The sequence below is a fragment of the Kitasatospora sp. NPDC036993 genome (assembly GCF_055607525.1).
The window spans coordinates 188,473-202,576 of record NZ_JBVJRP010000015.1; the positions used below are offsets into that span (position 1 = coordinate 188,473).

The window sequence follows — 14,104 nt, forward strand, 5'->3', positions numbered from 1 at the left end:
CGGCTGTCAGGCGGTCAGGCTGCCGTCGAGCCGGACGTCGTGGAGCCTGAGCCAGGCGTCCAGCCGGACCGGGGGCTCCGTGTACACCGAGCGCTGCATCATGGAGTAGGCGTTCTCGACCGGCGCGGCGAGGTGGGCCCGGACGGCGTCGAGGTTCAGCAGCGGCTGCACCGGGGCGTCCCGGTCGGCGGCGATCCGGGCGAGCTCGCGGTTGATGGCCTGGTCGTAGCCGAGGTCCTGGGTCGAGGGGTACGGGGCCTTGCGGCGCTGCACGATGGACTGCGGCAGCAGGTCCTTGGTGGCGTGGCGCAGCAGGCTCTTCTCCCGCCCGTCGAAGGTCTTGAACGCCCACGGCGTGTTGTAGACGTACTCGACGAGCCGGTGGTCGCAGAACGGCACCCGGACCTCCAGGCCGGTCGCCATGCTCATCCGGTCCTTGCGGTCGAGCATCATCTGGAGGAACCGGGTGATGTTGAGGTGGCTGGCAAGGCGCATCCGCCGTTCGAGGTCGCTGTCGCCGGGCAGGTGGGTGACCTGGCCGACGGCCGTGCGGTACTCGTCTGCGACGTACTCGGCCAGGTCGAGGGACTTGACCAGGCCCGGGTCGAGGAAGCTGGTCGCCTGCTCGCTCACCGGCACCCGGTTGATGGCGTGCCAGGGGAAGGTGTCGGCCTGCGAGGCCACCGGGTCGTGGAACCAGAGGTACCCGCCGAAGACCTCGTCGGCCGACTCGCCGGAGAGGGCGACGGTCGAGCTCTCGCGGACCGCCTTGAACAGCAGGTAGAGCGAGGGGTCGTGGTCGCCGATGCCGTAGGGCAGGTCCCAGGCCCGCAGCACGGTGTCGCGGACGCCGGGGTCGACGAGCTGGGCGGTGTCGAGGAGGATCTCGCGGTGCTCGGTGCCGACGTGGCGGACGAGTTCGGCGGCGAACGGGGCGTCCGGCGCCTCCCGGAACTGCTCGGGCTTGAACTCCCCGGCCAGTCCGACGAAGTCGACGGAGAAGGTCCGGACCCGGCTGCCGTCCTTGGCGTCGAGCGAGCGCTGGGCCAGTGCGGTGAGGGCGCTGGAGTCGAGGCCGCCGGAGAGCAGCGCGCAGAGCGGCACGTCGGAGACCATCTGCCGGCTCACCGCGTCCTCGATGAGCTCGCGGACGGTGGAGACGGTGGTGGCGAGGTCGTCGGTGTGCGGGCGGGTCTCCAGCGACCAGTAGCGCTCCTCGCGCAGCCCGTCGCGGCCGACCCGCAGGATGTGGCCCGGCCGCACCTCGTAGAGGTTCTTCAACGGGGTCCGGCCGGGCACCCGGGCGAGGGCGAGGGCATCGCGCAGGCCGTCCGGGTCGAGCGTCGCGGTGCTGCGCGGGTTGGCCAGGACGGCCTTCGGCTCGGACCCGAAGAGCACCCCGCCGTCGATCGGGTAGTAGAACAGCGGCTTGACGCCGAGGCGGTCGCGGACCAGGAGCAGCTCCTGCGTCCGGGTGTCCCAGATGGCCAGGCCGAACATGCCGTTGAAGCGGTGGACGAACTCGCTCCCCCACTGGAGGTACGAGCGCAGCACCACCTCGGTGTCGCTCCGGGTCAGGAAGCGGTGGCCGAGCAGGACCAGTTCCTCCCGGATCTCCTGGAAGTTGTAGACCTCGCCGCTGTAGCTGAGGACCACGAGCGGCTGCCCGTCCGGACCGGTCTCGGGAGTGATCATCGGCTGGGCACCGCCCTCGATGTCGATCACCGCGAGCCTGCGGTGGCCGAGCATCGCGTGCGGAGCCGTCCAGACGCCCTCGGCGTCGGGTCCCCGGCAGGCCATGGTGTCCGTCATGGCCTGCGCGGTCGCTCCCTCCCTGGTCAGGTCGCGACCGAAGTCAACCCAGCCGACTATTCCACACATCTCGGGCATGCCTTTCGTCGAGTGATCGAGGGCATTTCAGTGGTGCGTATCGACCTCCGACGGCTCCGCCGCCGGGGTGCGCGAGGACGCGGTACGCGAGGACAACCGGTGCGCCAGCTCGGACAGGCCCAGGGCGACCACGGCCAGCCCCACGCCGATGAAGCTGATCCGGTTCGCGCCGATCGAGCTCATGCCGACTGCCCCGATGACGCCGGAGAAGGCGATGGCGAGGTAGAGGAAGGCCGCGTTGAGCGAGATCAGCAGGGGTGCGGACTCGGGTTCGAGGGTGATCAGACGGGTCTGCTGCGGGGCCGTGATGGCCCAGGCCGCGACACCGTACGCGACGATGACGACCAGCGCGGCCGGGTAGGTGCCGGTGGACAGCGGGAGGACGAGGAGGCTGAGGGCCAGCAGCGCGATGGCGCCGCCCACCACCGGCCGGGCGCCGATCCGGTCGACCAGCGAGCCGGCGTAGAAGTTGCCGACCGTCCCGGTCAGACCGAAGGCGAACATGAGGATCGCCAGCCTGGTGCCGCTGCCGCCGGTCGCGGAGGAGAACACCTCGGCCATGTAGGTGTAGACGATGTACGCGGCGGTGAAGGCCACCAGCGTGGTCGCGAGCACGGTGACCACCCGGCGGTCGCCGAGCGGGGCGAGCCGCTGGCGCAGCCCGCCGGGAGCCGGCACCGACACCCGGGGCACCAGGGCCAGCACCCCGAGCAGGCCCAGCACGGTCAGCAACGTGATGAACCACATCGTCGCCCGCCAGCCGAGGACGCTGCCGACCACGGTGCCGATCGGCGCGCCCAGGGCCGTCGCCGCCGTCAGCCCGGTGGTCACCGCGGCGATGGCCCGGCCCCGGCGTTCGGGTTCGACCAGGCTGGCGGCCGTGACGCTGGCCGCGGGGATGTACAGGCCGGCGCCCGCCGCGGCGATCACCTGGGCAGCCAGGACGATCGCGAAGGACGGGGCGAGCCCGGTCGCGATCACGCCCGCCATGTACAGCAGGACGGCGAGCTTGAGCACCCGGTGGCGGGGCCAGCCCGCGGTCAGGGTGCCGAGGACCGGCGACATCACGGCGCAGGTCAGCGCGAACACCGTGACGGTCTGGCCGGCGGTGGCGATCGAGACGTCCAGGGACTTGCTGAACTCGGGCAGCACCCCGGCGAGCACGAACTCGTCCGTACCGAGCGCGAAGGTACCGAAGCCGAGCACCAGGACGGCTCGCCACGCACTCCTCGCCTTCGCCGCCCCGGCGTCGTCGTCGTCCACTAATGCTGTTCCCTCGTCGGAAGCGGTCAGCCGGGCCATGGGCCCTCCTTCATTCGGTACCGATCGGTTCTATTCAAGAGAACGGTACCGCTCGGTGCCGTTTGCGGTCAAGATCCGCTACCGTGGACCCATGGCGACCCATGCACGCGACCGTCTCCTCCAGACCGCGGAGGAGCTCTTCTATGCCGAGGGGATCCACGCCGTCGGCGTGGAGAGACTGCTGGCCGTCTCCGGAGTCGGCCGGGCCTCCTTCTACCGGCACTTCGCCAGTAAGGACGCCCTGCTGGCGGCCGTCCTGGAACGCCGGGACAAGAGCTGGCGCAGCTGGCTCGAAGACGCCGTGGACGCCCACGGGGGCGGACCACTGGCGGTCTTCGACGCCCTGGCGGAGGGGGCGACGGACGTCAACTTCCACGGCTGCGCGTTCATCAACGCCATGGCGGAGATATTCGACCCCGCCAGCGAGGTGTACCGGCTGGCGGGAGCGCACAAGCAGGCGGTGACCGACTTCCTCGACCGCCTGCTCGAAGCCGCCGGGCACAGCCGGCACTCCGAACTCGCCCCGCAGTTCGCCCTGCTGATGGACGGGGCCATCGTCACGGCGATGCGCGAGCGCGACGGCGGGCCCGCCCTGCTGGCCCGCCGGATGGCGGAGCGGCTCCTCGGCTGAGCGCCGCCCCCGGCCCGGGGCGGGCCGGTCCTCCGGTGGTCGTGACGGTCGTGACGGTCGCGGCACGGATTCTCCTCCTCTCACTGTCCGTTCGTCGGCCGGGGCCGGTGCCCGGCCCTGGCCACCGGCGCCGGAGCGTCGACCGCGGCACCGTCCGGTGTCCCGATCGCGGCGGCGATGACCAGGCCCCGCTTGTGCGTGATCGAGAGCCCGATGCGCGCGATGCCGCGCTCCCGGGCCCGCTGTGCGGCCCGGCCGCCGAGCCGGACCACCGGAGCCCCGCCGGCGGCGCGCAGGACGGCCACCTGCCGGGGGGTCACTCCCCCGCCGAAGCCCGTGCCGATCACCTTCAGCACGGCCTCCTTGCCGGCGAACCGGCCGGTGAGGAACTCCCGGGCCCGCTCGGCCCCGTAGGAGTCCGCGATCTCCAGCTCCGCCGGCGCGTAGGCGTACGCCCGGAACCAGGGCCGGCCGAGCAGCGCCGCCAGCTCGTCCTCCTGGAGGACGTCGACACCGATCCACACCGTCAGCCCACCTCCGGGCGCGGCGGCCGGACGCACCGGGCCCGCACGGCGCTCGCGGAGACCGGGCTCACCGGGCTCACCGGAGGAACGTGCCCTTGAGCACGCCCTGGAAGACGGCCAGCCGCTGGATGTGCCCGGTGCCCTCCATGAACTCGAAGGCCCGCGCGTCCCGGTACAGCTTGTCGAGCAGCGGATCCGCCAGCAGGGAGCCCGGGCCGAGCAGTTCGGCGGCGGCCAGGGTGCTGCGCTCGGCGAGTTCCGCCGCGCGCGTCTTGACCCCGGCGATCCGGTCCGCGCGCACCTCGCCCGCGTCGATCGCGGCGGCGACCTCGTAGTTCCGGTGCCGCAGCGCGGTGAGGGCGTCCACCAGATCGTCCAGCCGCAGCCGCGCCGTGCCGGTGAGCCGCGGGCGCTCCTCGCGCACGTGGTCCAGCACCGCGCGGACCAGCCCCAACGCCGTCCCGGCGAGCACCGGACGGAACCGCTGGAGGGTCCGGATGGCGCCGACCAGCCCGCGCCGGCTGGGCTTGAGCGTCTCGTAGCCGAGGATCTGCTCGCGCTCTACCCGTACGTCCTCGAACCGGATCGCGGAGATCCGCGCGCCGCGCAGGCCGACGGTCGGGATCAGCTCGGCCCGCAGGCCCGGCGCCGTGGTGTCCAGCAGCACCGCCTCGATGCCGAGCGGGCCCGGTGCCCGGCGGCAGAACACCACGCCCAGCTGGGCGAAGGCGGCGTTGCCCACGTAGCGCTTGGCGCCGTTCAGCCGGAATCCGTCCCCGTCCGGGGTGAGCGCCGTCTCCAGCTCGGTGGCGGCGGAGCCCTTCCCGGGCTCGGTCAGTCCGAAGAAGGTCCAGGTCGACCCGGGGGCCGCCACGCGCTCGTAGTAGGCCTGCCGCTGCTTGTCGTCCCCCAGCGCGGCGACTGCCACGCCGGACATCAGCGGGCCTGGGCAGGCCAGCATGAAGCCCGCGTCGCCGTAGCTCAACTCCTCGATGGCGATGGAGTGTTCGAGGCACGAACTCATGTCGAAGGTGTGTCCGCCGATGCGCAGGGGCTGCTCCAGGTACTCCACCGGGACGGTGGCCTTGCGCATGATGTCCACGGCGGGGAGGTGCAGCCAGCGGTCGATCGCCTCCGGATCGCGGTCGATCTCCAGGCCGATGCCGCGCAGCTCTCCCGCGAACTCCCGGATGTGGGACCTGAGCGCGGCTGTCCGGCGCGGGCTCGGCTCACTCATTCCCGTCCTCGTCTCGTTCTCGGCGGTCCGGCAGGAGGTAGGTGTTGCCGAGCAGTTCGGCGAGGTACAGCAGCCGGCCGGGCCCGTCGGCCACGAAGCCGCTCGCGCCGTACAGCTTGATCGCGACGCGGCCCGCGTCCACCAGCCCGCGGTGGATCCGGTGGCGGCGTGCGGCGGTGCGGTCGGGGATCGCCAGCAGGTCGGCCGCCTCGGTGAGGGCCAGCGCGACGTCGGCCACCGCGCTCCGCACCAGCTGTCGGTTGAGCAGGTTGGCGCCCTCCGAGGTGCGGTGGCCGAGCCGGACGACGACCGCGTCGAGCAGCTCGCGGAGCAGCTCCAGGTGGAGCCGGAGCAACCCGTCGGCGAACAGCTCCCGGTCCCGGTCCGGCGACGGCGTCCCCGAGCCGGTCGCCCGGAGCGCGCCGGAGCCGCCCGGCACCGGCGCGCCCTCCGGCAGGCGCCCGGCCGAGGCGACGGCCCAGCCGCCGGGCGAGGTGACCGGCGCGCCCGGACCGGCCTGCTCGTGGCAGGCGTCGAGCGCGGCGGCGAAGTCCCGCAGGGCCGCCGCGGCGGCCTCGGCTCCGTCGGTGCCGGCAGGGCCCGCGGGCGCGGTGCCGGGCAGGGTGTCCGCCGCCGGCATCAGAGCACCCCCTCGCCGGAGGCCCCGGTCTCGGCGGAGGCCCCGGTCTCGGCGGAGTCCGAGGACAGCACGGCCAGGTGGCTCTCGCCGGAGCGCGGGTCGGTGTCGCAGAGCAGCACCGTGGTGTACCGGTGCTGCCAGGAGCGCCAGTTCCGGGCCAGCGCCAGCCAGACGCTGGTGCAGTAGCTGCCGGGCTCCACCCGGTGCCGGGGGCCGTCCTGGTCCAGCCCGCGCTGGTCGAACCAGGGCCCGGTGACCACCAGCGTGCCCGCCGGGTCCTTGGCGGCGAGCTCCCCGATCCGGTCGAGGGGCGACTCGGTGGCGGGGATCGTCTCGACCCCCGCGACCCGGGGCCCGCCGGTGGTGCCGAGGACCAGCGCGACCCCGGAGTCGACCAGCCCGTTGTCGTGGACCAGCGGGAACCGGGTCGGCAGGGTGGTCTGTTCGAGGACGGCGAGCACCGCCGTACGGCTGCGGCCGGCCCGCTGGAAGGCGGAGACGACCCGCAGCGCGGTGAACGGTGCGGCCAGGCCCTGCTGGCCGATGCCGAGGTTGTTGGCGGACCCTCCGCCGAGCAGCCGGTCGAGGTAGGGCGCGATGGCGACGAACGGCGTCACGTCGGGCAGCGCCTGCGCCACGATCACCAGGTCGGGCGCGCTGTCGCGGATGCCCTCGATCGCCGCGAGCCGGTCGACGAGGTCGCGGTGGGTGACGTTCGGGGCGGAGCGCAGCAGGTCCTGCGCCACCTCCAGGCCGAAGGGCTCGACCAGGTCGCGGTAGTAGGAGAGCGTCGTCGGGTCCTCGTCGTACGGCCTGCTCGGCGGGGAGAGCACCGCGCCGGCGGCCTGGAGGGTCATGGACATCGCGGTCTCCCTCATGCCCCGTCGGCCTGGGACAGGACGTAGTCGGTGAGGGTTCCGACCGACTTGAAGTCGTCCATGTCCAGGGCCTCCGGGTCCACCGAGATGTCGACCGTGTCCTCCAGGACCATCAGCAGTTCCAGGACGGAGGTGGAGTCCAGGTGCAGGTCCTCGAAGAGCCGGGCGTCCTCGGTGAGGCCGGTGACGGCGCGCTCCAGGACCTCGCTGAGAGCGGTCTCCACCGCGGACACCACGTTCTGACGTTCCATGTGCCGGATCACTCCTCTGTGCCGGGGCTGTCGTGGGCTTGGTCGCGCGATCGGGGCTCGTCGCGCCGTGGGGGGCGGAACTACGGGGCGGGCCGGCGTCAAGGGCTGTCGTCAAGGGCTGCCGAAAGGGGCGGTCGGCCAGGGCGGCCGGTGCGCCCGCCGACCGGTCAGCCGAAGTCGACGAGGTGCTGCTTGGCGAGGATCTCCTCGTGCCGGTCCCGCTCCCGGACCAGGTGCGCGGCGCCGTTGTGGACCAGTACCTCGGCCGGGAACCCGTGGCTGAGGAAGAGTCCGGGGGAGGCGGTCGGCCCGTAGGCGCCGGAGCGTTCGACGCCCAGCAGGTCGCCGGCCTCGACCGGCGGCAGGGCGACCTTCTTGCCGATGACGTCGTTGGGCGTGCAGAGCGGCCCGGTGACGGTGTACGTGTCGCCGGCCTCGTCCCGGTACCTGGTCAGCGAGCGGATCGGGAAGTTGCGCTTGACGAAGCTGCCGACGCCGACCGCCGCCATGTGGTGGTTGGTGCCGCCGTCGGCGACCACGAAGCGCTCGCCGAGGGACTCCTTCACGTACAGCGCGCGCACCACGTACGTACCGGCCTGCGCGGTCAGGTAGCGGCCGAGCTCGTTGATCAGCCGGCAGCCGGGGTGCGCCCGGACGAAGGGCTCGACGACCTCGTTGATGCCGGCGACGACGGCCCCCAGGTCGAGGTCCTTCTCGTTGTCGAAGTAGGCGACGCCGAAGCCGCCGCCGAAGTCGACGGTCTCCAGGGGGATGCCGAGCGTCTGCGCCAGCTCCTCGGCGATCGCCAGGATCTGCCGGGTGTTGTGCACCAGGTCGTCGGCGTTCAGGAACCGGGTGCCCATGTAGGCGTGGAAGCCGCGGACCCGGACCCGGCGCAGTGCGTCGATCACCGGGCGGGAGCGGCGCAGCAGTTCCGCGTCGATGCCGAACTGGCGCGGTTTCCCGCTCATCGCGAGGCCCGAGCCCTTGGTGTGGAAGTCGGGGTTGACCCGGAGCAGGACCGGCACCTCCTCGCGCCCGGCCGCTTCGGCGATCTCCTCCAGGAGGCGCAGCTCGTCCAGTGACTCGCAGACGATGGCGTGCAGGTTCGCCGCGACGCACGCCTCCAGCTCGGCGCGGGTCTTGCCGGGCCCCAGGAAGATCACGTTCTCCGGCTCGATGCCGGCCCGTCGGACGGTCATCAGCTCGACCAGGGAGGAGATCTCGGCGCCGGCGCCGAGCGAGCCGAGGTATCCGCAGACGGAGACGTTGGGGTTGGCCTTGAGCGAGAGGAAGACGTCCACCGCCGGGTGGAGCCCCTCGCGCAGCGACTGGTAGACGGTGCGCAGCACCTCGGCGTCGTAGACGAACAGCGGGGTGCCGAACTCCTCGGCGATCTGCGAGACCGGTACCCCCTGCACCCTCAGTTCGCTGGTGTTCATGGCGTCCTTTCGGTGGTGCCGAGACGGTGGAGCGCCCCGGAGACCCTGCGGTCGAGGTCGCTGAGGCCGTTCCGGTCGGCGGCGAAGAGCAGGGTGTAGAGCCGGCCGTCGAACGGGAGCGAGGTGCCGGCCTGCGCGTTGACCGTGCCGAAGCAGGTGACGACCAGCCCGGTGCCGTCGACCGGCGGGCGGGTGAGGTCCCCGAGGGCGTGGGCCACCTCGTCGAAGGAGACCGGGGCGGACATCCGCAGCGGGTAGTGCTTCGCCAGCGCGGCCCCGCCGGGGGCGAGGAAGCGCTCGGTGACCTGCCCCTGGTAACTGGACATGTTCAGGCGGGCGTTGATCTCCAGGACGGGGTACACCAGGTCGTCCTGGCCGAGCAGCGCGTCCACGCCGACGACGCCGAAGAAGCCGTCCTCGTAGAGCCGGGCGCCCAGCCGCCCGGCGGCGTCGGCGAGGGTCTCGTGCTGGGCGGGCGAGAGCGCGGCGGGCATGACGTGCCCGAGGTGGACGCCGCCGGCGGTCAGTGCCTCCTTGGCGAAGTCGAACCTCACCCGCCCGTCCCTGGCGATGGTGAACTGGTAGTTGAGGTCGAACCGCTTGGGCAGGAAGCGCTCGACGACGACGTGGATCGTGTCGTCGCCGCTGGTGTGCGCCCGGCGGTCGACCATGCGCAGCAGCCGGTCGGCCTTCCTCCGGCTGTCGAGCACGATCAGGCCCTTGCCGGAGACGCCGTAGGCGTCCTTGACGATCACCGGTCCGCCGTCGCGCAGCGACTCGTCGAGCGCCCGGTGGAGTTCGCCCACCGTCTCGCAGGTGAAGCCGGGAATGGACCGCAGGCCGAGCTCCTCGGTCAGCCGGCGGCTGTAGATCTTGCTGTTGACCCGCGCCGAGGTCTCCGGGTCGGGCACCGCCGGGCGCAGTCCGGTCCGCCGGCAGATCTCCTGCTCCAGGGGGGAGTTGCCCATCGGCATCAGGTAGGCGCCGCCGCCCGCGAGCACCCGCAGCCGGTCCAGCAGCTCCGGGGAGTCGAGGACGGCCCGGCTGGTGCCACCCTCGCCGGCCGGGGCCCGGGTGATCAGTTCGGTGGGCGCGCCGAGCCCGGTCTTCTCCGTGTACGCGCGGTAGCCCGGGTCCAGCGGGCGGTCGAGCAGCAGGTGGTCGGTCGGCTCGGCGAGCAGCGCGCCGAGCTCCTCCATCCGCTGCACGGTCGCGGCGGTGGCGCTGATCCGCGCCGCCGGGAGCCCGGTGTGGCCGTGTGCCCACTGGTTCTCCACCTCGAAGTTGCAGAGCCAGACGAACCGCGCCTCGCGGTCGCCGGTGAGCGCCTCCTTGAGGTCCGCCGTGTAGGCGGTGCCGGTCATCGGGTGTCTCCCTCGCGGTGGGTGATGACCATGGCGCCGAAGGTGGCGCCCAGGCCGACCGAGACCAGCACGTAGTGGCCGCCGTCGACCAGCCGGCCCTGCTCGCGCAGGGTGGTGTAGTTGAGGAACACGTCCGAGGCGAAGCAGTGGCTGTAGAGCGGGATGTTGTCCAGGAAGAAGCGGTCCGGGTCGGCGCCCATCTGCTTGATGGTGTGGCGCCAGGAGACGGCGTTGACGTTGTGCGGGATGACCATGTCGATCTCGTCGAAGGTCAGGCCGGCCCGGCGGACGGACTCCTCGATGACCTCGCCGAGCACGGTGGCGTAGTCGTGGCCGAAGCCGTTGATCTCCTCCGGGGTCATCTCCAGGCCCGCCGCGTACTCGCCGAGGGTGCGGGTCAGGTAGGAGCGCACCTCGTCGCCGGGGCCGCCGACGGTCAGCAGGCAGGCGGAGGCGGCGTCCGCCATGATCGCGCTGTTCGGGATCAGCTGGACCTTCGGGGAGTACGCCCGCTCCCCCGTCACCATCAGCGCGTACGCGCCCTCGGGTGCCTCGGCCCGCAGCAGTTCGCCGGCCAGGTCGATGGCGCCGAGGCTGCTGACGCACGCCTGCTGGGTGAGGGCGAACGCCTCGGCGTCGTGCAGCCCCAGCTTCGCCCGGATGGCCCGGGCGGCGTCGATGTGCGGCGGTGCGAGGGTCTGCATGGTGTGGGCGTAGACGACGTAGTCGACCCGCCGTCCCTCGGGAAGTGCCGCCAGGGCCCGGCGGGCCGCGGGCAGCACCAGGTCCAGGAGGCCGGTGTCCGGGTCGAACCGCAGCCGGTCGAGGCCGTAGATCTTCCGGAACACGCCCACCTCGGCGCGGCGCAGCCCCAGGCTGTCGGCGAGGTCGTCGATCCGCACGCTCCGTTCGGGGAGGAACGACTCGATCCGCTCCAGTGTGGTCGCGCCACTCATCCGGGTACTCCTCTCATTCGCCTCTCCTCAGCGGCCGGAGAACTCGGCGCGGACCAGCCAGCTGCGCGCCACGCCCCGGCGGTCGCGGGGCTGCACCTCGTACGGCCAGCGCCCCTGGCCCGCGCCGGGCTCGCCCGGCTCGCGCAGTTCGCGGACCTTCCAGCCGGTGCCGGCCAGGAACTCCTCCGGCTCGTCGGTGCCGAAGAGCCAGGGCGTGCCGTCCTCGCGCAGTCCGGCCAGGAAGGCCCTGGAGAAGGGGCTGCGCAGCAGCGCCCGGCTGGCGAAGTCGACGGCCAGCCGGCTGCCGGGGGCCGAGACCGAGCCGAGGACACCGAGCAGGTGGGAGGCCTGCTCCTCGGTGAGGAAGAACATCAGTCCTTCCGCGACCCAGAGCGTGGGCAGTTCCGGGTCGAAGCCGGCGCCGTGCAGCGCGGGCAGCCACTCCGTGGCGAGGTCGGCCGACACCTCGCGGCGCTCCACCGTGGGCTCGGCGCCGAGCGCGGCCAGCCGGGTGCGCTTCTCGTCGATGAGGCCGCCGTGGTCGACCTCGTACACCGTGGTGCCGCTGGGCCAGGCCAGCCGGAACGCCCGGGTGTCCATCCCGGCGGCGACCAGGACGACCTGCCGGATGCCGCTCTCCTCCAGCAGCGCCTCGATGCTGTCGTCCAGGTACCTGGTGCGGATGGCGATGAACGGGATCAGGCCGCCGCCGCCGTACTTGTCGAGGAGTTCGAAGCCGCGCGGGGCCGCGAGGTCCCGCGCGAACCTGTCCTGGAACATGGCGTCGCCGGGACGCTCGGATTCGACGGCGCGGGCCGCGGCCGTCCACTGGGCCGTGTACGAGACAGCTTCCATGGAGACACCTCCTACGGGAGTCGGACCGGGGCGAAGAATGCCTTCTCGATCGACGAGAGGGTCTGGAGGTCCTGCATCTGGATGGTGTCGAAGTCGATCTCGACGCCGCTGGCGCCCTCGATCGTGTAGACCAGCTCCACGAAGGAGAGCGAGTCGACGAGGCGGCTCTCGATGAGGTTCTCGTCGGGCGCGATGGACTCCCGTTCCGGGTGCTTGGCCAGGATCCAATCGCGGACCTGGTCGATTCCTGCCGAAGCCATTGCCACTCCTGGGGTGTTGGGTCGATCCGGGCGTGCCCGGGCCGTGCCGGATGTGCTCGGGGGCGTACGGGAACTGCTCGGGGGGCTCCGCCCCTCAGGAGACCTGCCGGGCCGCGGTCCGCACCGCGTCCAGGGCCTCGACCGCGTCGCCGTGGTGCAGGTCGGTCAGGACGGAGAGCCATCGCTCCAGGCCGAACGCCACGCAGCTGGTGAAGGCGAACTCGTTCTCCGGCCCGCGGATGTCGCAGCGTTCGCCGAAGAAGTTGCGGTGCGTGTTGACGGAGGAGATGGCCAGGTCGCCGGCCTGGAACTCGTACTTGACCGGGCTGAGCTTCTGGAGCAGTGCGCGGGCGCCGTCGTTCTGGAAGAACGGGTCGAAGGCGGGGACCTTCTCCAGCCGCAGGGACAGCGCGTCGGCGAACGCGGCGATCCGCTCGGCGAAGGACTGGAGGACCTGCTGGGTGTGCTCGTACGAGCCGAGTGCGACGACCTCGCGCATCTGGAAGCTGAGCAGCCGCCGCAGGCCCTCGTAGTGCTCCTCGTTGCGGAAGCAGCGGTTGACCAGGGTGATCAGCTCGTCCGCGGCCACGACGGAGTTCTCGTAGTACAGGAAGGCGCTGTAGCAGGTCGCGTGCGACAGGCCGACCTGCGCGCCGCGCAGGGCGGCGGGTGCGAACGTGCCGTCGACGGGCTTGTTCTCGCCGCTCTCCAGGTCGAGCCCGGCACCGACGTAGGCCAGGTGCGGGAAGTTGGTGTAGACGTCGAACTTCTCCAGGTCCGACACCGGGTACAGCGGCGGCGGGAGGATCTCGCGGGCCCCGGCGGCGCGGCCCCAGCCGGCGAACGTCCGGTCGAGTTCGAGGAGCAGGTCGGTCTGGTCCGGGTCGAGGATGACCAGTCCGCGGGAGGGGTCGGCGGATCCCGGGGCGGTGCCGGCCATCAGATGAGACCCGTCTTCTCGAGGTACTTGGCGGTCTTGCGGAAGACGCTCTTCTCGAACTCGGCGCGCTGCGGGGACTCCAGGAGCTGCCGGCGCAGGTCGTGCGGCTTCTCGATGCCCGCGTCCCGGTAGACCTGCGGGCTGTACAGCGTCTCGAAGCTGTAGGTCATGTAGCGCCGGATGTAGGTGGCGACGTCCCGCATCTCCTCCTCGGTGGAGGTCTGCCTGACGTCGGTGGCCAGCGCGGAGACCAGTTCCCGGCCGAACGCGATGTGCCTGGACTCGTCCTGGTGGTGGATCCGGTTGATGCCCCGGATCGTCTCGTGCAGGCGGTCGTCCAGCGCCATCCGGGAGTTGAAGTGGTCGACCAGCTCCTCGAAGATCAGGATCCGGGCGAAGACCAGCAGGCTCTCCACGTTCGAGCGGGGGATCTCGACGGTCGCCCCGGCCGGCTGCCGGTAGATCCTCCCGCCGTAGCGCAGGCAGAACTCGGCGAAGAACCACATGTGCTCGTTCTCCTCACCGATGAAGTGGTGGAAGAAGTCCGAGGGCGTCTCGAAGCCGGTGGTGTGGATCCGCTTGGTGACCTCGATGAGGAGTTCCCGGATACCGTGCACATTGAGGCTGTAGAAATTGATGCTCTCGTAACGCGACAGCGCGTGGAGCTGCTTTTCGGTGAGCCGCCGGGCGGCCTCGGTCCCGTGGGTGGTGGTGAGTTCGGGACTCATCCACCACATCTCCTCGGGCAGGCTGTCCGGCCATTCGAAGAGCTTGTAGGGGTTGTAGTAGTCGTCGATCGACTTCGTGGTCAGACGGTCCAGGATTTCCAGGAACCGGCCGTCCTGGTCGATCAGTTTGCTGACCATGCTGGCGTTGACCTCCGAGTTTTCCCGGGCCACCCCGCGGTGATCGGTGGCTCCCGATGCCGTGCCGT

General features: G+C 71.7%; 15 protein-coding genes. 1 reads left to right on the forward strand and 14 read right to left on the reverse strand.

Annotated features, from left to right (window positions below):
* Positions 1–6: 6 nt before the first annotated feature.
* Together asnB and ACZ7C5_RS28740 are read right to left on the reverse strand one after the other, a co-directional pair.
* Positions 7–1,881: an asparagine synthase (glutamine-hydrolyzing) gene (asnB, locus tag ACZ7C5_RS28735; RefSeq protein ID WP_188299623.1), complete on the reverse strand. Its 1,875-nt coding sequence runs from the start codon at positions 1,879–1,881 to the stop codon at positions 7–9.
* 36 nt (positions 1,882–1,917) lie between these two features.
* Positions 1,918–3,192: an MFS transporter gene (locus tag ACZ7C5_RS28740; protein WP_470323737.1), complete on the reverse strand. Its 1,275-nt coding sequence runs from the start codon at positions 3,190–3,192 to the stop codon at positions 1,918–1,920.
* A gap of 91 nt (positions 3,193–3,283) precedes the next feature.
* On the opposite strand from ACZ7C5_RS28740, the gene ACZ7C5_RS28745 reads away from it, so the two are divergent.
* A complete protein-coding gene (locus ACZ7C5_RS28745) occupies positions 3,284–3,823 on the forward strand; it encodes a TetR/AcrR family transcriptional regulator (protein WP_188299621.1) in 540 nt (179 codons plus the stop codon).
* A gap of 80 nt (positions 3,824–3,903) precedes the next feature.
* Here ACZ7C5_RS28745 and ACZ7C5_RS28750 read toward each other — a convergent pair whose 3' ends face one another.
* The 12 genes from ACZ7C5_RS28750 to ACZ7C5_RS28805 form a co-directional block, all read right to left on the reverse strand.
* Entirely contained in the window at positions 3,904–4,347 is a 444-nt protein-coding gene (locus tag ACZ7C5_RS28750) for a holo-ACP synthase (protein WP_401090059.1), read from the reverse strand.
* A gap of 76 nt (positions 4,348–4,423) precedes the next feature.
* Positions 4,424–5,584 carry an acyl-CoA dehydrogenase family protein gene (locus ACZ7C5_RS28755; RefSeq protein ID WP_401090057.1) on the reverse strand — a complete coding sequence of 387 codons (1,161 nt, stop codon included), beginning with the start codon at positions 5,582–5,584 and terminating at the stop codon, positions 4,424–4,426.
* Positions 5,577–6,224, reverse strand: coding sequence for a hypothetical protein (locus ACZ7C5_RS28760; protein ID WP_401090056.1), 648 nt, complete (start codon positions 6,222–6,224; stop codon positions 5,577–5,579). The genes ACZ7C5_RS28755 and ACZ7C5_RS28760 overlap by 8 nt, the downstream gene beginning before the upstream one ends.
* Positions 6,224–7,087 (reverse strand): hypothetical protein, encoded by an 864-nt coding sequence (locus ACZ7C5_RS28765; protein ID WP_470323738.1) that lies wholly within the window; start codon positions 7,085–7,087, stop codon positions 6,224–6,226. Before ACZ7C5_RS28765 ends, ACZ7C5_RS28760 begins: the two co-directional genes overlap by 1 nt.
* A gap of 11 nt (positions 7,088–7,098) precedes the next feature.
* Positions 7,099–7,353: a phosphopantetheine-binding protein gene (locus ACZ7C5_RS28770; RefSeq protein WP_188300238.1), complete on the reverse strand. Its 255-nt coding sequence runs from the start codon at positions 7,351–7,353 to the stop codon at positions 7,099–7,101.
* Positions 7,354–7,520: 167 nt separating this feature from the next.
* A complete protein-coding gene (locus ACZ7C5_RS28775) occupies positions 7,521–8,795 on the reverse strand; it encodes a type III PLP-dependent enzyme (RefSeq protein WP_401090053.1) in 1,275 nt (424 codons plus the stop codon).
* Complete coding sequence (locus tag ACZ7C5_RS28780; protein WP_470323739.1) at positions 8,792–10,159, reverse strand: preATP grasp domain-containing protein; 1,368 nt, start codon at positions 10,157–10,159, stop codon at positions 8,792–8,794. The genes ACZ7C5_RS28775 and ACZ7C5_RS28780 overlap by 4 nt, the downstream gene beginning before the upstream one ends.
* Entirely contained in the window at positions 10,156–11,115 is a 960-nt protein-coding gene (locus ACZ7C5_RS28785) for a 3-oxoacyl-[acyl-carrier-protein] synthase III C-terminal domain-containing protein (protein ID WP_188300241.1), read from the reverse strand. The genes ACZ7C5_RS28780 and ACZ7C5_RS28785 overlap by 4 nt, the downstream gene beginning before the upstream one ends.
* Before the next feature lie 27 nt (positions 11,116–11,142).
* Positions 11,143–11,970 carry an SAM-dependent methyltransferase gene (locus tag ACZ7C5_RS28790; RefSeq protein WP_401090049.1) on the reverse strand — a complete coding sequence of 276 codons (828 nt, stop codon included), beginning with the start codon at positions 11,968–11,970 and terminating at the stop codon, positions 11,143–11,145.
* Positions 11,971–11,981: 11 nt separating this feature from the next.
* Complete coding sequence (locus ACZ7C5_RS28795; RefSeq protein WP_401090047.1) at positions 11,982–12,230, reverse strand: phosphopantetheine-binding protein; 249 nt, start codon at positions 12,228–12,230, stop codon at positions 11,982–11,984.
* Positions 12,231–12,324: 94 nt separating this feature from the next.
* Complete coding sequence (locus ACZ7C5_RS28800) at positions 12,325–13,170, reverse strand: class-II aminoacyl-tRNA synthetase family protein (protein ID WP_401090045.1); 846 nt, start codon at positions 13,168–13,170, stop codon at positions 12,325–12,327.
* Positions 13,170–14,036 (reverse strand): diiron oxygenase, encoded by an 867-nt coding sequence (locus ACZ7C5_RS28805; protein WP_401090044.1) that lies wholly within the window; start codon positions 14,034–14,036, stop codon positions 13,170–13,172. Before ACZ7C5_RS28805 ends, ACZ7C5_RS28800 begins: the two co-directional genes overlap by 1 nt.
* Positions 14,037–14,104 lie beyond the last annotated feature (68 nt).